Annotated in this window: 19 protein-coding genes and 2 pseudogenes; 10 read left to right on the top strand and 11 right to left on the bottom strand. The window is 72.6% G+C overall.

Translation table 11 applies throughout. The annotated features are described in order from the left end of the window. Nucleotides 1-3: 3 nt before the first annotated feature. Entirely contained in the window at nucleotides 4-654 is a 651-nt protein-coding gene (locus tag ACZ7N4_RS24025; RefSeq protein ID WP_471361091.1) for a Tat pathway signal sequence domain protein, read from the bottom strand. A gap of 640 nt (nucleotides 655-1,294) precedes the next feature. On the opposite strand from ACZ7N4_RS24025, the gene ACZ7N4_RS24020 reads away from it, so the two are divergent. Both ACZ7N4_RS24020 and ACZ7N4_RS24015 read left to right on the top strand, forming a co-directional pair. Continuing rightward, complete coding sequence (locus tag ACZ7N4_RS24020; protein ID WP_471361088.1) at nucleotides 1,295-1,993, top strand: DUF6230 family protein; 699 nt, start codon at nucleotides 1,295-1,297, stop codon at nucleotides 1,991-1,993. A 5-nt stretch (nucleotides 1,994-1,998) separates the two neighbouring features. Next, nucleotides 1,999-2,460 (top strand): DUF6114 domain-containing protein, encoded by a 462-nt coding sequence (locus tag ACZ7N4_RS24015; RefSeq protein ID WP_471361086.1) that lies wholly within the window; start codon nucleotides 1,999-2,001, stop codon nucleotides 2,458-2,460. Between the two features lie 255 nt (nucleotides 2,461-2,715). Here the strand turns inward: ACZ7N4_RS24015 and ACZ7N4_RS24010 are convergent. Beyond that, a pseudogene (locus tag ACZ7N4_RS24010) lies at nucleotides 2,716-3,025 on the bottom strand (transcriptional regulator). A gap of 253 nt (nucleotides 3,026-3,278) precedes the next feature. On the opposite strand from ACZ7N4_RS24010, the gene ACZ7N4_RS24005 reads away from it, so the two are divergent. Next, nucleotides 3,279-3,734 (top strand): tellurite resistance TerB family protein, encoded by a 456-nt coding sequence (locus tag ACZ7N4_RS24005; protein ID WP_230918860.1) that lies wholly within the window; start codon nucleotides 3,279-3,281, stop codon nucleotides 3,732-3,734. Between the two features lie 37 nt (nucleotides 3,735-3,771). Continuing rightward, nucleotides 3,772-3,975, top strand: coding sequence for an Lrp/AsnC family transcriptional regulator (locus tag ACZ7N4_RS24000; protein ID WP_471361083.1), 204 nt, complete (start codon nucleotides 3,772-3,774; stop codon nucleotides 3,973-3,975). A 407-nt stretch (nucleotides 3,976-4,382) separates the two neighbouring features. Here the strand turns inward: ACZ7N4_RS24000 and ACZ7N4_RS23995 are convergent, their stop codons facing one another. After that, entirely contained in the window at nucleotides 4,383-5,342 is a 960-nt protein-coding gene (locus ACZ7N4_RS23995; RefSeq protein ID WP_471361080.1) for an ABC transporter substrate-binding protein, read from the bottom strand. 225 nt (nucleotides 5,343-5,567) lie between these two features. On the opposite strand from ACZ7N4_RS23995, the gene ACZ7N4_RS23990 reads away from it, so the two are divergent. The 4 genes and pseudogenes from ACZ7N4_RS23990 (at nucleotide 5,568) to ACZ7N4_RS23975 (ending at nucleotide 9,628) form a co-directional block, all read left to right on the top strand. Next, on the top strand, nucleotides 5,568-8,132 hold the full coding sequence (locus ACZ7N4_RS23990; protein ID WP_471361077.1) for a sensor histidine kinase: 2,565 nt from the start codon (nucleotides 5,568-5,570) through the stop codon (nucleotides 8,130-8,132). Continuing rightward, a complete protein-coding gene (locus ACZ7N4_RS23985) occupies nucleotides 8,129-8,605 on the top strand; it encodes a roadblock/LC7 domain-containing protein (protein WP_471361075.1) in 477 nt (158 codons plus the stop codon). Before ACZ7N4_RS23990 ends, ACZ7N4_RS23985 begins: the two co-directional genes overlap by 4 nt. Before the next feature lie 16 nt (nucleotides 8,606-8,621). Then, a pseudogene (locus ACZ7N4_RS23980) lies at nucleotides 8,622-9,036 on the top strand (DUF742 domain-containing protein); the annotation flags it as partial. After that, nucleotides 9,026-9,628 carry a GTP-binding protein gene (locus ACZ7N4_RS23975; protein WP_471361072.1) on the top strand — a complete coding sequence of 201 codons (603 nt, stop codon included), beginning with the start codon at nucleotides 9,026-9,028 and terminating at the stop codon, nucleotides 9,626-9,628. The pseudogene ACZ7N4_RS23980 and the gene ACZ7N4_RS23975, both read left to right, overlap by 11 nt. 18 nt (nucleotides 9,629-9,646) lie before the next feature. On the opposite strand, the gene ACZ7N4_RS23970 is transcribed toward ACZ7N4_RS23975, so the two are convergent. The 8 genes from ACZ7N4_RS23970 to ACZ7N4_RS23935 all read right to left on the bottom strand — a co-directional run bounded on the left by ACZ7N4_RS23970 (nucleotide 9,647) and on the right by ACZ7N4_RS23935 (nucleotide 17,023). Next, on the bottom strand, nucleotides 9,647-10,315 hold the full coding sequence (locus tag ACZ7N4_RS23970) for an ABC transporter permease (protein WP_471361070.1): 669 nt from the start codon (nucleotides 10,313-10,315) through the stop codon (nucleotides 9,647-9,649). Then, nucleotides 10,312-10,965, bottom strand: a complete 654-nt coding sequence (locus ACZ7N4_RS23965) for an ABC transporter permease (RefSeq protein ID WP_471361068.1) — start codon at nucleotides 10,963-10,965, stop codon at nucleotides 10,312-10,314. Before ACZ7N4_RS23965 ends, ACZ7N4_RS23970 begins: the two co-directional genes overlap by 4 nt. Beyond that, the gene (locus tag ACZ7N4_RS23960) at nucleotides 10,962-12,116 is read right to left on the bottom strand and encodes an ABC transporter ATP-binding protein (RefSeq protein ID WP_471361065.1); all 1,155 of its coding nucleotides are present in this window, start codon (nucleotides 12,114-12,116) and stop codon (nucleotides 10,962-10,964) included. The genes ACZ7N4_RS23965 and ACZ7N4_RS23960 overlap by 4 nt, the downstream gene beginning before the upstream one ends. 159 nt (nucleotides 12,117-12,275) lie before the next feature. Beyond that, complete coding sequence (locus ACZ7N4_RS23955; protein WP_471361063.1) at nucleotides 12,276-13,586, bottom strand: PP2C family protein-serine/threonine phosphatase; 1,311 nt, start codon at nucleotides 13,584-13,586, stop codon at nucleotides 12,276-12,278. An 81-nt stretch (nucleotides 13,587-13,667) separates the two neighbouring features. Next, on the bottom strand, nucleotides 13,668-14,075 hold the full coding sequence (gene msrB / locus ACZ7N4_RS23950) for a peptide-methionine (R)-S-oxide reductase MsrB (RefSeq protein WP_471361060.1): 408 nt from the start codon (nucleotides 14,073-14,075) through the stop codon (nucleotides 13,668-13,670). A 17-nt stretch (nucleotides 14,076-14,092) separates the two neighbouring features. Further along, complete coding sequence (gene murC, locus ACZ7N4_RS23945; protein ID WP_471361058.1) at nucleotides 14,093-15,484, bottom strand: UDP-N-acetylmuramate--L-alanine ligase; 1,392 nt, start codon at nucleotides 15,482-15,484, stop codon at nucleotides 14,093-14,095. Nucleotides 15,485-15,574: 90 nt separating this feature from the next. Next, nucleotides 15,575-16,048, bottom strand: a complete 474-nt coding sequence (locus tag ACZ7N4_RS23940; RefSeq protein ID WP_471361057.1) for an indole-3-glycerol phosphate synthase — start codon at nucleotides 16,046-16,048, stop codon at nucleotides 15,575-15,577. A 123-nt stretch (nucleotides 16,049-16,171) separates the two neighbouring features. Then, the gene (locus ACZ7N4_RS23935) at nucleotides 16,172-17,023 is read right to left on the bottom strand and encodes a pyrimidine reductase family protein (protein ID WP_471361054.1); all 852 of its coding nucleotides are present in this window, start codon (nucleotides 17,021-17,023) and stop codon (nucleotides 16,172-16,174) included. A 37-nt stretch (nucleotides 17,024-17,060) separates the two neighbouring features. On the opposite strand from ACZ7N4_RS23935, the gene zapE reads away from it, so the two are divergent. Further along, on the top strand, nucleotides 17,061-18,164 hold the full coding sequence (gene zapE / locus ACZ7N4_RS23930) for a cell division protein ZapE (protein ID WP_471361053.1): 1,104 nt from the start codon (nucleotides 17,061-17,063) through the stop codon (nucleotides 18,162-18,164). A 205-nt stretch (nucleotides 18,165-18,369) separates the two neighbouring features. Then, complete coding sequence (locus tag ACZ7N4_RS23925; RefSeq protein ID WP_471361051.1) at nucleotides 18,370-18,765, top strand: hypothetical protein; 396 nt, start codon at nucleotides 18,370-18,372, stop codon at nucleotides 18,763-18,765. Nucleotides 18,766-18,837 lie beyond the last annotated feature (72 nt).

The following is an 18,837-nucleotide window of genomic DNA, read 5'->3' as shown; positions in this document are numbered from 1 at the left end:
CGGTCAGTTGACGTAGACCCGGGCACCCGCGTCGGTCACGGGGGCGTACTTGGCGGTGAAGTAGCCGTTGGCGAAGCACAGCGAGGAGCCGGAGACCTTGCTGAACTGCTGGTTGGTGAAGTTGATGCTGCTGTCGGCGTTGTCGGCCCTGCCGGTCAGCTTGGGCGCCTGGTAGACGCAGGTGACGCTGCCGAGCAGGGTGCGCAGCTGCACCGTGGCCTGGATGGCGGAGCCGCTCGGGGGCGAGACGGTGAGGGTGCCGGCCGAGGTGATCGTCGCGGAGTACGGCAGGTTGTTGATGGTGATGCCGTTGACGCCGAGGACACCGGTGACGTTGCTGGTGCAGGTGGCACTGTCGAAGGTGTGGGCGGTGACGGACTCGGTGGCGGTGCCGGGCGCGGCCGGGTTGGCGGTGGCCTTGGCGGTGAACTGGGAGCCCGTGCACTTCACGCCACTGGTGCCGGTCGCGCTGGAGTAGAAGGTGGCGGAGGTGCCGGAGGCCAGGGGCGCGGTCAGGGTGTCGCCGACGGCGACCGCGGTGCCGCCGGTGCCGCCGGTGGTGAGGACCGTGCCGGCCGCGGAGGCCGGGGCGGCCCAGGTGAGGGCGAGCGCCGTGGCGGTGCCGGCGACGACGAGGAGGGAACGCGTGCGCATGCGGGTGCCTCTCTTCCGTGTGGGGGGACAGCTGGGGTGAGGTGGGGGGTGGCGGGTGGAGCGGAGGATGCCGCCGGCGCAGGGCCGTAGCGCCTTCTCCGTACGCGGCGGACCCGCGACGGCGGCACACCGGGCACCGGTCGAAGGCCTCGGGGGAAGGCCTCCGGCTGGGCCGGACAAGGGGCGGCCGGGCACGGAAAGAGACAGGGGAACGACCGTGCCGGTGCCGCGGTGCGAGGTGGAGCGGTTGCCGTGACAGGGCCGGGAACGCGGCCGGTGCCGCGAGGACGCGGGTGGTGCCACGCCGGGAACGCGACGGATGCCGCTTGCTGGATCCGGCGCCACGGATCCGGGGAAACAGGGGAAGTTGTAGACCTCGTCAACCGTCAACGTCAAGGAGGGGAAAGGGAGTTGTGGCAGGCGGAAACGGCCCGCGCACATCCGACACCCTTTTTTCACATCTCCCTTGACCCCTGAAAGTAACCGGCGGTAACTTCCTCGAAAGGCTACTGCCGCGTAACGAGAAAGCCCTTGCGCCCGCCGGGAGTTGCGAGGAGGCGTGCGCGGCATCCGCTGTCCGCGCCAGGACACCGCGCCACTGAAGCCCAACCCGCATTGATCCATGCCCATGGGAGCAGACATGGCCTCGTCCCCGGACGTCCCGTCCACCGGCAACACCCCCGAGAACCCGGGAAGCGACACCTCTTCCGACACCCCCGACGTCCCCGGCACCACCTCCGGCGGCGAGAGACGGGGACGCGTCCGGGCCCGTCGGGCCGCGGTGATGGCGGTACCCGCCACCCTGGTCGCCGCGGGTCTCGCGGTCCTCACCGCGCAGGGAGCGCTGGGCGTGCAGTTCGCCATCTCCGGGATGCCGTTCACGGTCACCGCGACCGAACTGAACGGCACCGGTTTCGAGCAGTTCGGCGGGCTCGACAACATGGCGGAGGGCAGCCCGAACGCCGGCGACACCGGCGGCCAGGTGCTCATCGTCACCTCCGCGATCAAGCACGCCACGCTCACCAAGCTGTGCCAGAGCGTCGACCTCGGCGGGACCAACCTGCTGATCACCGCGGGCAGCGGGGCGGAGAAGGTCAGCGCGACCGACCTGACCACCGACTCCACCGAGCTGTCCGGTGACGCGGCGTTCAAGAACATCGAGATCGGCACCGACGCCAGCACGTTGACCAAGGCGGGCGTGAAGGGTCCGATCGGCGTCTTCAGCCAGCAGGCCGACACCGTGCGGATCGCCAACCTGCGGCAGACCAACTACGCGACGACGGCGGGTGTGTTCAAGCTGCCGGGCCTCAAGCTGCGCTTCAGCGACTCGGGCTGCTGATCGCCGTGCCGGACCGTCCACGTCGGGGACCGAGGCTCGCCTTCCGCGGATGGCGGGCCCGCCGGCCGTTCTGGGGCGGGCTGCTGCTCGCCCTCGGCGGCGGCGAGATCCTGCTCACCGAGAAGGCCTCGCTGAAGGTCGTCCTGCACATCGGCATGCAGGGCCTGGCCGGCTATCTGCTGCCGGGCCTCATGATCCTGCTGGGCCTGCTGATCCTCTTCAACCCCGCCCAGCGGCTCTTCTACTCCATCACCGGCATCCTGCTCTCCCTGGGCAGCTGGCTCACCTCCAACCTGGGCGGCTTCTTCATCGGCCTCCTCCTCGGCGCCACCGGCAGCTGCCTCGCCTTCGGCTGGCTCCCGGACCAGGAACCCCGCGTGAGCCGCCGCGAACGCCGCAAGCGGGAGCGCGCCGCGGGTCACACCCTCCGGTCCGAGAGGGCGGAGGGGGCGGAGGGGGCTGCCTGAGGGGCCGTACGCGAGCGCCTCCACCCCGGGACGCAAGCAGCCGACCCGAACGCGCCCGTCGTCACCGAGCACGGGGAGCGTGTGAGGCACGCGGAGCACGGAGGCGGCACCCCGGGTGCCGGCGGCCGCCGAGACCGGGCCGAGGCGGGGCGAGCCGGGCCGCGCGGGACCACGGTGGAGCTCCGGGAGGAGACTCCCCCGGCGGGCTCGGAGACCGCGGAATCGGCGCGTCCAAGGGCGGCGGAGTCGGCAGGCTCAGAGGCCGCGGAGCCGGGGGCCGGGGACGGCGGCGGGCTCCTCCTTCTCTTCGAGACGGCCGAGGAGGAGTCGTACGACCTCGGCGACGGCGGCCTGTTCGACGGTGTCGACGAAGTGCCCCTGGCGGCGGCCCTCGCGGCGGGAGCGGACGAGGCCGGCGAGCCTGAGCATGCTCGGATGCCGACGACGGCGGGCAGCACACCGCCGACCCGCTCGCGAGTCCGGTCACGTCGCTCTCACCCTGGGCCGGCGCCCAGGCGATGTGCAGCCGGGCGGGCGCGGCGAGCAGTCCGAAGACGGCGGCCACCCCGGCGAGGGCCTCGGCGGAGGGACCCTAGGGGCCGGCCCCGGACCCAGTCGCCACTGTCGCCCCCCTCCCGCCGCGTCGTCGCTGTGCGCCGACCGTGTCCGCCGTGTGCGCGGAATCAGTCCGGATCTCCGGAACTCTCCGGCCTCCCCAATCGTTTCTACAAAACTGTAGAAGCTATCTTCTACAGTGCCGTAGAAATTCCCCGCCGGGATGCTGCCGGAGCATCAGGCGGCCGATACGAGGAGCGCACATGGCCCTGTGGGACCGCATCAAGGAGTCGGCGTCACAGATGCAGACCCAGTTGGTGGCGAAGAAGAACGACCTGAAGAGCGGCGCGTTCCGTGATGCGAGCATGGCGATGTGCGCGCTCGTGGCGGCCGCCGACGGGACGGTGGACCCCTCGGAGCGGCAGCGGGTGGCCCAGCTCATCGGCACCAACGAGGTGTTGCAGAACTTCCCGGCGGACGACCTCCGCCGCCGTTTCGAACAAAACCTGGACAAACTGACGGCGGACTTCGCCTTCGGCAAGGTGAGCGTGCTGCAGGAGATCGCCAAGGCCAAGAAGAAGCCCGCCGAGGCACGGGCCGTCGTCCAGATCGGCATCGTCATCGGCGGCGCCGACGGCGACTTCGACAAGGACGAGCAGGCCGTGGTGCGGGAGGCGTGCTACGCACTGGACCTGCCGCCGCACGAGTTCGACCTCTGAGCCCTCCGAGCACCGCGCGGAGCGCGAGGATGGGGGCATGCTCGACGACCTCGACCGTGCCCTCATCCACGCCCTGCACCTGGACGGCCGGGCTCCGTTCAGCAGGATCGCCGAGGTCCTCGGAGTCTCGGCGCAGACGGTCGCCCGACGCTACCGCCGGCTGCGCACCGAGGCGGGCTGCGAGTGGTGGGCCTGTCCGACCCGCACCGGGCGGGCCGGGCCCAGTGGCTCGTCCGGCTGACGGCGACGGCGAGGTCCGCGCGGGAGATCGCCGGGGCGCTGGTGCGGCGGCCGGACACCTCTTGGGTGAAGCTCACCTCCGGCGGCACCGAGATCACGGCGGTCGTCCACGCCCCCGCCGAGGACGCCTCCGCCGGCTCCCTGCTGCTGCACGACATACCGCGCACCGGCGGTGTCACCGCGGTCTCCGCACACTGCCTGGCGGCACGTCCGCGGTGGTTCCTGGTCGTTCGGTCCGTTCGGTCGTTCCGGTCGGCCGGGGCGCCCGGGCCGTTCCGGGCGCCCGGGATGCTCCGGTCGCCCGGGACGTTCCGGTCGGTCGAGGCGTCCGGTCGCCCGGGTCGTTCAGTCGCTCGCGGGGCGGGCGCGCGGCGCCCGGGTCGTCCAGGCTGGTCCGGGCCCGGTGCGTCAGTTCAGGCCCGCGGACTCCAGCCAGGCCTTGGCGACGTCCAGCGGGTCCTTGTTGTCCGCCTGCACCTGGGTGTCCAGCTTCAGCAGGGTCGCGGTGTCGAGCTTGGCGGATACCGCGTTGAGCGCGTCCACGCCCTTCTCGGACAGCGCGCTCTTGTAGACGAGCGGCTGGACGTTCTCGAAGCCGAAGAGGTTCTTCGGGTCCTGCAGGACGACGAACTTCTCCTTGGAGATGTTCGGGTCCGTGGTGAAGAGGTCCGCGGCCTGCACGGCGTCCTTCTTCAGCGCCGCCAGGGTGAGCGGGCCGCCCGCGTCCAGCGCCTTGAAGGACTTGAACTCCACGCCGTAGACGGACTTCAGGCCGACCAGGCCCTGATGCCGGGTCTGGAACTCCGGCGAGGCGCCGATGACCAGGTCCCCGGCGACGTCCTTGAGGTCGGCGATGGTGGAGTTCTCGGTGAGGTGGTACTTCTTCGCGGTGGCCGCGTTGACCGTGACCGAGTCCTTGTCCTCCGCCGCCGCCGGGTTCAGCAGCGTGAGCTTGGAGTCCAGCTTGGCGTCGATGGCCTCGGTGGTCGCGCCGAGGGTCTTCGGGGTGGCCTTCGGGTCGAGGTAGGCCAGCAGCGCCCCGTTGTACTCGGGCAGGACCGAGACGGAACCGTTCTTGATCAGGCCGTAGGTGGTTTCGCGGCTGCCGATGTTCGGCTTGTAGGTGACCTTGATCCCCTTGGCCTTGAGCGCCTCACCGTAGATGTCGGCGAGCAGGGTGCTCTCGGGGAAGTTGTTGGATCCGACGACGACGCTGTCGCCGCTCGCCTTGCCCTCCGTGAGGGGGTTGCCGCCCTTGTCGTCCTTGGAGGAACAGCCCGCCAGCAAGGCCGTCGCCGCCGCGAGGGCGACCGCCGCCGCGCCTCGGTTCCTCCGGATGGACCTGCTGATGTGGGTCGTGTAAGTCACCCACTGATCCAATCCAGCGCGTTCTCGGTCAGTCAAGGCCCTCAGATCACCGATTGGCCTCGATCTGGGACAAGTTGTGCGCGCGGGGCGGTGCCTTCGTAACGGATTCTTGATGAAAGGTGGGCTGATCCCCTCCTCAACGGGCCTGTAGTCTCAGGCCACTTGGAATCGAACACAGCGGTGCGCAGGGCCGCTTCGGTGTCGTGACAGCACGAGGGAGGCCCGGTGTCCACGAACGAGGTGGACGCACCCGTCCGGCATGCACCCGTCCGGCACGCCCCCGCGCAGGGCCGCGCACGAGCGGCGTTCGCCGACCGCTGGCCCTTCCGGCGCAAACTCAACCTCCTCGTCGGCATCCCCCTCGCGGTCATCGCGGTCCTGCTGGCGTACCTCTTCACCGACCTGGTGCGGCAGTCGTCCGGCGCGGCCTCCGCGGCCCGGCTGGTACGGGACAGCGCGCAGGTGGCACGGCTGGTGGACCGGGTGGAGGCCGAGCACCAGCAGGCCATCCTGCTCTCCACGCGCTACGAGTCCGGGGACGCGCGGCCGTCGACGTCCGCCTACCGCGCCGCACAGCGCGCCGTCGACTCCCAGGTGACCAGGGTGCGCGAGACCTTCGGCGGCCGGCTGCCGGAGAGCGAGGCGCAGGCCCTGCGCGGAGTCGAGGGCCTCACCAGCCTGCGCGGCTCGGTGGAGCAGTCGTACCTGCCCGCCGACAACATCGACCCGGCCTACGCGGGCGCCGCCCAGAGCCTGATCGACGGCCTCGGGCTCGACCGCGACGCCGACCTCGCCGACACCTTCACCGGCAGCCTGCTGGACTCCCTGCTGCGCGCCGACGCCGCCCACGGCGCCTTCGAGACCAACGTGTTCGCCGCCACCACGGGCGACACCAACGCGCTGATCGAGTTCACCAGCGCGGTCGGCGCCTACGACCTCTACACCCACCAGGCCGAACGCTTCGGCCGGTTCGCCACCGAGGCCCAGGCCGAGCGGCTCTCCGCCATCGAACACACCCAGGCGCAGCGGGAGATCTCCGAGGCGTACGCCGAACTCCAGGTCGGCATCGGCCGGTTGCAGTCGGAGGACCAGGAGCGTCTGCGCCGGTCGGTGCGGGACGCGCTGGGCGACTACCCCGCCTACCCCGAACAGGCCGCCGCCCGGCTGAGGATCACCACCGCGCTGATCGGCCAGATCGCCGACCGCGCCGACGGTGCCGCCGACAGCGCCCGCTGGCGGGCCGGACTGCTGCTGAGCGGCACGCTGATCGCCTTCGCGCTGTGGATCGCCTTCGCGGTGCTGGTGCGCCGCTCGGTGGTCCGGCCCGTGCAGGCGCTCACCGGGGCGGCGCGGGAGGTCGCCGAGGTGGCGGGACGCGAACTGGCCCGGGTGGCCGACGACGACGCCGAGGACGACGGGCCGCCGCGGCTGCGGGACATGCCGGTCACGGCCCGGGACGAGATCGGCGACCTGGCGGTCGCCTTCAACCGGGTGCAGACGACAGCCGCGGCGCTGCTGGAGCGCCAGGTGCTCACCCGCCGGAACACCGCCGAGATGTTCGGCAACGTCGGCCGCCGCGTGAGCAACCTGACCACCCGCCAGCTCGCGCTGATCGACGCGGTGGAGCGCGGCGAGACCGACCCGGCGCTGCTGGAGCGGCTGTACTCCATCGACCACATCGCCGTACGGCTGCGCCGCAACGCCGACAGCCTGATGCTGCTGGCCGGCATCCGCGAGCCCGTGCTGGACGCGGGGCCGACGGCGCTGTCCACCGTGGTCCGGGCGGCGCTCGGGCAGATCGAGGGTTATCGGCGGGTACGGCTGTACGCCGCGTCGGACGCCCTGGTCGAGCCGGACGTCATCGGCGACCTCACGCTGATGACGGCGGAACTCCTCGAGAACGCGGTGTCGTTCTCGCCGCAGGACAGTCCCGTCGAGGTCACCGTCGCCTCGGGCTCCGCAGGCACGCACATCGTGGTCACCGACCACGGCCTCGGTATGAGCGCCGGGCGGCTCGCCGAGGAGAACGCCCGGCTGATCCGCCGCGAGCGCCTGGACCTGGTGCCGACGAAGGTGCTGGGCCTGTTCGTGGTCGGTGCGCTGGCGCGTCGCTGGGAGATCGGGGTCGAGCTGACACGGACGCCGGGCGGCGGGGTGACGGCGGAGGTCACCCTGCCGGCCTCGCTGCTGGTGACACCGAGCGCGGGCAGGGCAACCCCGCTCACCCCGCTCACCCCGGCACCCGCACCCGCACCCGCACCAGCGACACCGGCGGCATCCGCACCGGGGGCACCGACACAGGCTCCGGCGCCGTCACCGGCTCCGGAGTCCAGGACGTCGGGACCGGTACCGTCCCGGGGCCTGCCGCCCGCGCCGGACCCCGCGCACGAGAGGACACCGGCCGGCGGCGGCACCGCCGGCGAGCCCGTCCGTCCCGCTCAGGGCACCGGCCCGCTGCCCCGCCGCGTCCCCCGCCGCACGCCGGACGAGTCGCGGTCCCCCTCGCCCCCTCCCTCCGGCACCGGACGCCCCCTGCGCCGCCGCGTCCGGGGAGCCACGCTCCGGACCACCGCCGGTGCCGCGCCGGCGACCGCGCCGCAGAGCGTGCCGCAGACCGTACGACCGCTGGACGCGGAAGCCGTCCGCAGCGAGCTGGAGGAGTTCGAGGAGGCGGTGGAACGCGCCCGGCGCGACGCCGGCACGGACCCCTTCACCCGCCCGGACGGCAGCAGCGCCCTCAGCGAGAGCACCGGCACCGGACCCACCTCCCGGAAGGAGCCCGAGAGTTGAGCACGTCGACAGGCGACAGCCCCACGGCCGGCACCCCGCCGACCGACCTGCAGGCCGCCGCAGCCGACTTCACCTGGCTGCTGAATCGTTTCGCGACCGAGACCGCCGGCGTCGTGGACGCCATCGCCGTCTCCTCCGACGGCCTGCTGATCGCGGTGTCCGCACTGCGCGAGCACGCCGACTCCGAGCGGCTCGCGGCGATCGTGTCCGGCATCACCAGCCTGGCCGCGGGCGCGTCCGGCAACTACGGCCTGGGCGGGCTGAACAAGGTCATCATCGATCTGGAGGGCGGGCACGTCATCGTCTCCGCGATCGGCAGCGGCGCCGTGCTCGGCGTCGTCACCGACAAGGAGGCGAAACTCGGCAACATCGCCTACGAGATGACGCTGTTCGCCAACCGTGCCGGTGCCGCGCTCAGCCCGCAGCTGGTGCTGGAGCTGAAGAACAGCGTCGGCGCGGCGACGGCCCGCTGAGAAGGAGCGACCCCCCATGGCGGACGGCACCGCGCCGCCGGGCCCGGACCCGGTCGGCCCCGCCCCCGCCGTACGGCCGTACCTGGTCACCGCCGGCCGGGTCGCGGACGCCGCCTCCGGCCGGGCGCTGCCCGTGGAGACCCAGGTGGTGGCGACCGCCGAGGGTCTCGACGCGCTCGGCGGGCTCTCCTTCGAGCAGCACGACATCGTCGCCGCCTGCCGGCTGCCGCAGTCCCTCGCCGAACTCGCGGCCCGGCTGCGGCTGCACCTGAACGTGGTCCGCGTCCTGGCCGAGGACCTGCGTGAGGAGAGCCTGCTGGCGGTGTACGTCCCGGACGCCGAGGCCACCCACGACGCGTCCGTCCTGCGCAGGGTTATCGATGGCCTGCGGGCCGTCCCCGACTCCCCGAGGGGTACCGAGTGACACCGACCGAACCGCTCCCGGCCCGGGGCCCGGCCACGCCGGCGGCCGTGCGGCCGCCGCTGCCGGTGAAGATGGTGATCGCGGGTGGTTTCGGCGTGGGCAAGACCACGGCCGTCGGCGCGATCTCGGAGATCGAGCCGCTGACCACGGAGGCGTCGATCACCGAGGTCGCGGCCGGCGTGGACGACCTGACGCACACCCCGCGCAAGACCACGACGACCGTCGCGATGGACTTCGGCTGCCTCACCATCGACCCCACCCTCAAGCTCTACCTGTTCGGCACGCCCGGGCAGGAGCGGTTCGGGTTCATGTGGGACGACATCGTGGAGGGCGCGGTCGGCGCCCTCGTCATCGTGGACACCCGCCGGCTGGACGACTGCTACGCGGCCGTCGACTACTTCGAGCACAAGGGCATCCCGTTCGCCGTCGCGGTGAACGCCTTCGACGGAACGGTCGAACACGCGCTGGAGGAGGTCCGCTGGGCGCTGGACGTCTCCGCCGGGGTGCCGGTCGTGGTGTTCGACGCCCGCGAGCGGGGCTCGGTGCGGGACACGCTGCTCGTCGTACTCGAACTCGCGCTGGCCCGCTCCGAGTCCTAGCCTTCGGCGGCCAGGCGGTCACCCGCCGCGGCGCACCCCCGGCGACACCGTGAGCCGGGACGCCGCCCAGAACACGGCGAGGGTCGCGAGGGCGAGACCGGCGACGAGGGTGGCGCCGCCGACGACCTTCTCGTAGTTCTTCTGGTAGAGACCGTCGATGATGTACCGGCCGAGGCCGCCGAGGCCCACGTAGGCGGCGATGGTGGCGGTGGAGACGATCTGGATGGCCGCCGTGCGCAGGCCGCTGAGGATCAGCGGGAGCGCGACCGGCACCTCCACCTGGAACAGCACGCGTGTCTCGGGCATCCCCATCCCCCGGGCCGCGTCCACCGGGGACGGGTCGACGGATCGGATCGCCTCGTAGCTGGTGACCAGGATCGGCGGTACGGCGAGCACCACCAGCGGGATCATCACCGGCAGCATGCCGAGGCCGATCCAGATGACCATCAGCACCAGCAGGCCGAAGCTGGGCAGGGCCCGGCCGGCGGTGGCGAGGAGCGCGAGCGCGTTGCCGCCGCGCCCGGTGCGGCCGGTGAGCAGGCCGACGGGCAGCCCGATCACGGCGGCGATCAGCAGGGCCTCCAGGGAGTACGTGAGGTGCTCCACGAAGCGGGTGGGGATGCCGTCGTAGCCGTGCCAGTGGGCGCTGTCGTTGAAGAAGGCGTGTGCGAAGTCCAGGACGTTCACCGGCTGGTCCCCTTCCGCGGCATCCAGGGGGTGAGGAGGAGGCGGACGAGGACCAGTACGGCGTCGGCGAGGATGCCCAGTACGGCGATGGTCAGCACCGAGTTCACGGCCAGGGCGGGCCGGTGGTAGGTCTGGGCGTCGTACAGCATGTTGCCGAGGGCGCCCTGGTTGCCGATGAGCATGCCGACGCTGACCAGGGAGATGCTGGAGACGGTGGCCACCCGCAGGCCGGCGATGATGGCGGGTGCGGCGATGGGCAACTGCACCTGGAAATACCGGCGTACGGCCCCGAAGCCCATGGACTGGGCGGCGGCCAGGGTCTCCGGCGGCACCGAGCGGACGCCGTCCACGATCGCCGGGACCAGCACCACCAGGCTGTAGAGCGCGAGCGGGATCATCACCGTGGTCTCGCTCTGCCCGAAGTAGTCGATGAGGACGACGAAGAAGGCGAGCGAGGGGATCGCGTAGAGGACGGTGGTGACGCCGAGGACGGGCGGGTAGATCCAGCGGAACCGCACGCACAGCTGGGCCACGGGCAGCGAGACGAGCAGCCCGGCCAGCACCGGCAGCAGGGCCTCGCGCAGATGCAGTCCGACGAGGCCTAGGTAGCTGTGCTGGAGGTCGCTCGGGAGGTCGAAGAAGCCGCTCATCGCCCGGCCTCCGCGTCGGCGTGCTCGGCCTCCGAGTCGGCGTGCTCGGCCACCCTGCTGTGGGCGGCGCGGATCGCCTCGCCGATGACCTGCTGGGACACGACGCCGACCGCGCGTCCCTCGCCGTCCACGGCCACCGCCCAGCCGGTCGGTGAGAGCACGGCGCCGTCGAGCGCCGTGCGCAGTGAGTCGGTGCCGGGCACGAACGGCCGCCCGAAGTCCAGGAGCCGGCCGGGGTCGACGGCGCCGGCGGCGAGCCGGTCCGGCTCGCTCCAGCCGAGGGGCCTGCCGTCGAGGCCGGTGACGAGGAGGAAGGGGGCCGCCGTGGCCCGGGAGGCGAGCCGGGCGGCGTCGGCGTCGATGGCGACGATCGGCGCCGTCTCCAACTCCAGTCCCGCGGAGGGGAAGAAGGAGAGCCGGCGGATGCCGCGGTCGGCGCCGAGGAAGTCCTCCACGAAGGAGTCGGCGGGGGCGCTGAGCAGTTCGGCGGGCGGGGCGAACTGGGCGAGCCGGCCGCCGGTGCGCAGCACGGCGACCTTCGTGCCCAGCTTGATCGCCTCGTCGATGTCGTGCGTGACGAAGACGATGGTCTTCCCCAGCTCCTCCTGGATGCGCAGGAGTTCGTCCTGGAGGCCCTTGCGGACGACGGGGTCGACGGCGGAGAACGGCTCGTCCATCAGCAGCACCGGCGGGTCGGCTGCGAGGGCGCGGGCCACGCCGACGCGCTGCTGCTGGCCGCCGGAGAGCTGGTACGGGTACCGCTTGGCCAGGGCCGTGTCGAGCCCGACCCGTTCCATCAGCTCGGCGGCCCGGGCGCGGGCCTTCCGCTTGCCCCAGCCGAGCAGGCGGGGCACGGTGGCGATGTTGTCGAGGATGGTGCGGTGCTGGAAGAGACCGGCGTTCTGGATGACGTAACCCATCGACCGGCGCAGGGTGTTGACCGGCTGCTGCCGGATGTCGCGGCCGTCGAGGAGGATGCTGCCCTCGCTGGGCTCCACCATCCGGTTGATCATCCGCAGGGTCGTCGTCTTGCCGCAGCCGGAGGGCCCGACGAGGACGGTGATCGCGCGGTCCGGTATCTCCAGGGACAGCCGGTCGACCGCCACCGTGCCGTCCGGGTACCGCTTCGTGACTGCATCTATCCGTATCAAAACGCCGCGTACCCTTCGGGCCGACCGATCCTGGGCTGGTGCGGGGAGAGTCTAGACGGCGTGTTTTTCCGTACTTCGGCGGGAGCGGGGCGGGAGTCCGCACCGACCTGTCCGGTTACGGCGGGTGACGTGCCGTCATGTGCCCCGGCGACCCGGCTTTCAGGCAGCCCCCACGCCCCCCGTACCCCCCTCCCCCGCCTCCGCCACAACCCCCTGACGGGTGTGGGGGCGGGCCGCGAGAATGGCTACGTCGTCCTCGGCGTGGCGGGCGTCGAGGCGGGTGAGGATGGTGTCCAGGACGGTGTCGAGGGCGTCGCCCGCGGTGAAGCGCAGGGCGGCAAGGCGGGCCAGGGAGCGGTCGATGTCCTCGCCCCGGCGTTCCACGAGCCCGTCGGTGAACAGCACGAGGGTCTCGCCGGGCGCCAGCCGGTGGGTGACCGACTCGTAGCCGCCGAGTCCGGTGCCCAGCGGCGGGCCGACCGGCACGGGCAGCACCCCGGTGGTGCCGTCCCGGTCGATAAGCACGGGCGGGAGGTGGCCCGCGCCGGCCAGGGTGACCTGCCCCCGGCCGGGGTCGACGCGGGCGAGCAGGCAGGTGGCCGGTCTGCGGTCCTCCTCCCCGGCGGCGATGTCGTCCATCTGCCGCAGCACCCGGTGCGGCGGCAGGTCGGCGGAGGCGATGGAGCGCAGGGAGGAGCGGTAGGCGCTCATGTCGACGGCGGACTCCAGGCCGTGCCCCATGACGTCACCGACGACCAGCAGGGTCCGCCCGAAGTGCAGCCGCACCGTCTCGCACCAGTCGCCGCCGACCAGGGCGCTGCGGCCCACCGGCGGGTAGCGGATGGCGACGTCCAGGTTGGGGTGCGGCCGGCCGGGCTCGGCGAGCAGCGCGCGCTGCAGGTCTCCGGCGGTCCGGCTGACCCGCTCGTGGGCGCGGGCGTGCCGCAGGTGCGAGGCGGCGTGCTCGGCGAGCAGGGCGAGCAACTCGGCCTCGGCGTGGCGCAGCGGCTGCCCGGACCGCGCCCACACCAGGACCCCGTACTGCTTGCCCCCGCTGGTCAGCGGGGTGCACAGGGCGGCTCCCGAGCGGGCGGCACCGGTGTGCTCCAGCCAGGGGTCCGGGCCCGCGCCGACGGCCGGCACGTCCGTCTCCCGGGCCACGGCGGCCGCCCAGCGGACGTCGGGCAGCAGCCCGGGGTCGCCGGTGATCGCGTCGTACCCGGTGGTGTCCTCCCCGGTGCGGCGCAGCACGGCGGCGGCTCCGTCGGCCAGCCGTACGGCGGCCCGGGTCAGCTCGGTGCGGGTGGTGGCCGCGTCGAGGGTCGTACCGATCCCGGCCAGGGCCTCGCGCAGGGCGCTCAGCGACACGGCCGCCCGCTCCGCCTGCTCGGCCCCGCCGGGGCCGCCGTCCGGCCGGCGGCCGGCGTCGGCGGGCGGGGGCCTGCGACGGGACCGGACCCACCGCGCCACACCCAACACCCTCACAGAATCTCGAACCGGGACGACCGGGGCACCGGCCCCGGCGGTCCCGCGGGCGGGCCCGCTCGGGGCTCAGCCCTCCCGGGGGGTCAGCCGCAGGGAGATGGAGTTGATGCAGTACCGCTGGTCGGTGGGGGTGGGGTAGCCCTCGCCCGCGAAGACGTGCCCCAGGTGGGAGCCGCAGCGGGCGCACCGCACCTCGGTGCGGACCATCCCGTGGGAGCGGTCCTCGACCAGCTCCACGGCATCGGTGTCCTTCGGGTCGTAGAAGGACGGCCAGCCGCAGTGCGACTCGAACTTGGTTTCGGAGGTGAACAGCTCGGCGCCGCAGGCCCGGCAGGAGTACACACCCGTGGTCTTGGTGTCGGTGTACTCACCGGTGAAGGCCGGCTCGGTGGCGGCCTGGCGCAGCACGGCGTACTCGGCCGGGTTCAGCTCCGCGCGCCACTGCTCGTCCGGCTTCTCGACGTCGTACGACATCAGTTCTCAGCCCCTTTTCACTGCGACAGGCGGTCCAGGATCAGCGGGCCCAGGTCGGTCACGTCGCCCGCGCCCATGGTGAGAACGAGATCACCGGGCTTCGCCATTCCCGCGGTCACCGCGGGGATCTCCGCCTTGTCGTGCACGGCGGTGACGTCGGCGCCCGCCGCGCGCGCGGCCTCGATGATCAGCTCGCTGGTCACGCCGGGGATCGGGTCCTCGCGGGCCGGGTAGATGTCCAGGACCACCGAGGCGTCGGCGAGGGCCAGGGCCTGCCCCATCTCCTTGCCCAGCTCCTGGGTGCGGGAGAACAGGTGCGGCTGGAAGACGACGAGGATGCGGGCATCTCCGGCGGCGGCGCGCATGGCCTCCAGGTCGGCGGTCATCTCGGTGGGGTGGTGGGCGTAGGAGTCGATCACCTGGACACCGGCGGCCTCGCCCTTGAGCTGGAGGCGCCGCTTGACTCCGGTGTAGGCGGCGAGCGCGGTCGCCAGCTCGGCGGCCGGGACGCCGAGGGCGGCGCCGGCGGTGAGCGCGGCGACGGCGTTCAGGGCGTAGTGCCGGCCGGGCACGGAGACGGCGAAGGTCAGCTCCTGTCCGTCCAGCACCACGGTGACCTGGCTCTTCAGCCCCTGCGGGACGATCGACAGCACGCGTACGTCCGCGTCGGCGGCCTCGCCGTAGGTCACCACCCGTGCCTCGCGCGCGGCGACCCGCCGGGTCAGTTCCCGGGCGCCCTCGTGGTCCGCGGACACGACCAGGGTGCCGCCCTCGGTGATCCGGTCCACGAACGTCTCGAAGGACTCGTAGATCTCGTCCATGGAGGCGTAGTTGGCGTGGTGGTCGAGCTCGACGTTGAGGACGATGGCGACCTCGGGCGCGTACTTGTGGAAGCTGCGGTCCGATTCGTCGGCCTCGGCGACGAAGATGTCGCCCTCGCCGTGCAGCGCGTTGGAGCCGGGCGCGTCCAGGTCGCCGCCGATGGCGTACGACGGCTTCAGGCCCAGCTCGCCCAGCGAGACCGCGAGCATCGAGGTGGTGGTGGTCTTGCCATGGGTGCCGGCCACGGCGATCGGCCGCAGCCCCTCCATCAGCGCGGCCAGCGCGTCGGAGCGGTGCACCACCGGGATACCGAGCTCGGCGGCGCGCGCCAGCTCCGGGTTGTCCTGGCGGATCGCCGACGACACGACGACGCAGCTGGCGTCGTCGGCGAGGTGCTCGGCGGCGTGCCCGATGTGCACGGTCACGCCCAGCGCCCGCAGTGCCTCGGCGGTCGCCGACTCCTTGGCGTCACTGCCGGCCACCTCGGCCCCGCGCTGCGCGAGGATCTTGGCGATGCCCGACATCCCGGCGCCGCCGATGCCGATGAAGTGCGGTCGGTCCATGGCGGCAGGAAGGCCGGGTGCCATGCGTTTCTCCCCAGAGGCGGTACGTACTAGAGCGGCCCTAGCCTATGCGCTGCGGCGCCGGAGTCCTCGCAGGGAGGGCGAGCCGGGCGGCTACGCCCTGCTGTGCGAGAACAGCTTCAGCACCGGCACCCCCACCTTGTGCCGCGCCCGGGAGGCCCAGTCCCGGTGGAAGAACTCCTCCACGTAGTGCGGATCGGTGAGCACGATCACCTCGTCCGCGCCCACCTCCGCCACCAGCGCCTTCAGCGCGTCCAGCGGATGCTCCTCGACCAGCCGCCCCTCCGCCGCGCTCCCCGCGGACCGCAGCGCCTGGAGCGACACGCCGAGGGCCTGCTGCCCCATGCTCCGCGCCTCCTGCCCCTCCGGCGTCTCCCCCTCGCGCACCGCCTCGTCGAGTTCGCCGAGCGCGATGTCGTCGATGGCCCGCAGCAGCCGGTCCGCCTGCTCTCCGCGCGGCTGGAGCAGCACGTGGAAGGAGACCGGCTCGTCTCCGTGCAAGGTGGTGACGAACTCCACGTCGGCGGACGTCAGGGCCTTCTCGATCATCAGAACGCTTGTGAACACCAGGCGCCTCTTCTCCTTAGAGGGCCCGGCCGGGCCCCTGCGGAAACCATCCTTCCCCGTGATCGCACGGGTACTGCCGCTCTGAGTCTGCCCGCCGGAAACTAAGCGGAACAGCACACTCCGCTAGGAGGGACGGCGGTAGCGGCTGAACAGGAATCCGTCCTCCTCCAGCAGCGACGCCAGTTCGAACCGGTGCGGGACGACGACCGACGGCCCCCCGGCGATGCGCTGGGCGCTGCCCGCGGTGAGCGTCGGCGAGACCGTCAGGCACAGCTCGTCCAGCACGTCGGCGGCGATCAGCTGGCCGAGCAGCCGGGGGCCGCCCTCGGTGAGCAGCCGGGTGTGGCCGAGGTCGGCGAGGGCCTGGACGGCGCGGGCCGGCTCCACGCCCATGCCGGCACCGGCGATCACCACGCGGGCGCCGGCCTTCTCGGCGGCGGCGATCCGGTCGGGGGCGGCCGCGGCCCCGGTGAGGAGCAGGGTGGGCACCAGGGGGGAGGTGAACAGCGGCAGTGTGAAGTCCAGCTCCAGGCTCGCGCTGACGATCGCGATCGCCGGGACCGGTCCCTGCCCCGCGGCCTCGCGGGCCCCGGCGAACTCGGCACGCGCGCGTGCGGGGCGGTACCCCTCCTGCCGCACCGTTTCCGCGCCCACCAGCACGATGTCCGCGAGCGCCCGCAGGGTGCCGAAGATCCGCATGTCGGTGGCGCTGGAGATGGGCTGGGAGCGGCCCTCGTGCTGGGCGGCGCCGTCGAGGGAGGAGACCATGTTGGCCCGCAGCCAGGTCCGGGGCGCACCGGGTGCGGGCTCCGGGTAGGCGTAGGCGGCTGCCAGCTCGGCGAGGGTCCACTCCCGGTTCCCGCCGGGCGTCCGGGCCGCCCCGGCGCCGGCGGCCCCACCGGCCTCCTCCCCCTCCGGGCCCCCGCCGGGGGCCTGGGCTGCTGTCTCTTCGGTCACAGGGAACAGGCGTCGCATGCCGTGCAGTGTGACACGGCGCTTAGCATGAGGAACTGTGTCGTCCTCCACCGCCGCCCCCGGTTCCAGCCCTCTGCCGGAACCCGGCCCCCTGTCCCTGTGCGCCCGTCAGCCGCATGTCCCCGCCGAGCGGCTGGTCGCCGAGATGGTGCCGCCCCCGCGCTTCGACTCGGTGCGCTTCGCCACGTACATCCCGGACCCGAACCAGCCCAGCCAGACCGAGGCCGTCCGGGTGCTGGAGGGCTTCGCGGCCGGGCTCGGCGGAGCGCAGGCCTCCGGCAACGGCAGGCGCGGTCTGTTCGGCTTCGGCCGGGCCAGGGCGCCCAAGGCACCGGCGGGCCCGCGCGGGGTGTACCTGGACGGCGGCTACGGCGTCGGCAAGACCCACCTGCTCGCCTCCCTGTGGCACGCGACCCCGGCCGAGCCCTCCCGCAAGGCGTTCGGCACCTTCGTGGAGCTGACCAACCTGGTCGGCGCCCTCGGCTTCCAGCAGACGGTGCGGACGCTGTCCGGGCACAGCCTGCTGTGCATCGACGAGTTCGAGCTGGACGACCCGGGTGACACGGTCCTCGTGTCGACGCTGCTCGGCAAGCTGGTCGAGGCGGGCGTGGCGCTCGCCGCCACCTCCAACACGCTGCCCGGCAAGCTGGGCGAGGGCCGCTTCGCGGCGGCCGACTTCCTGCGCGAGATCCAGGGCCTGTCCGCCCACTTCCGCACCCTGCGCATCGACGGCGAGGACTACCGCCACCGCGGCCTGCCCGAGGCCCCGGCGCCCTTCTCCGACGAGGAGGTCATGAAGACCGCCTTCGCCACCGAGGGCGCCTCGCTGGACGACTTCCCCCATCTGCTGGAGCACCTGGCCCGGGTCCACCCGAGCCGGTACGGCGCGCTGACCGACGGGGTGCGGGCGGTGTGCCTGACCGGCGTGCAGCCCGTGCCGGACCAGTCGACGGCGCTGCGCCTGGTGGTGCTCGCGGACCGGCTCTACGACCGTGAGGTCCCGGTGCTGGCCTCGGGGCTGCCGTTCGACAGGCTGTTCAGCGAGGAGATGCTGAACGGCGGCTACCGCAAGAAGTACTTCCGCGCGATATCCCGGCTCACCGCGCTGGCCCGGGACGCGCAGGGCCTGCTCGGCGCCTAGCCGTCACCCCGGCATCCGACAGCCGAGCCAGCCCCGTGGGGCAAGGGCGGTTTCACGCCACCCGACCCGCACTTTTCACGCTCTCTTCGACGCGTAACGCTCCGTTAACCCTGCAAAGGACTGCGCAGGGTTAACGTGTTTCTTGACCATCCATTGACCAACCCTTGGTCTGGACAAGAAACGTGAACGCGGGGAGGGAGGGCTCATGTTCCGAGGTACGACGGCCAGGACCCTGCTCGCCCTCCTCGGCATGACCCTGCTCGCGTTCCAGCTCTTCACATCCACCGGAACCTTCGCGTCCGCGCACACGCACGGTCAGGCGCGGGCCAAGGCTGAGACCGGAATCATCCCCTCCGAGCAGTTGGTCCGGGACGGAACGGAACAAGCCCGCACCCCGGGCCGCCCGGGTGCCCCCGCGGGCGCCCCGCACGTGCGCGACCGGCACCGCCGGCCCTCGTCCGGCTGCTGCCAGGAACACGCCCGCATACCCGGCCGCGCGGTCGCCGCGGACCCGTCGGAAACCTCCGACGTCCGGCGTCCGCACACGCCGAGAGCCTCCAGAGCCCACGCCCCGGCGGCGCTCCAGGTCTTCCGCTGCTGACGGCCGCACGCTCTCCTCACCCCCACAACCGTTGTGCACGTCCGACGCGCCAGGCAGGCGCGCCAGGAGGAA

This window comes from Streptomyces sp. NPDC107654 (assembly GCF_055639035.1).
Note: the sequence above shows the minus strand (reverse complement) of the source record. Positions and strands in the feature narration are given on the sequence as shown.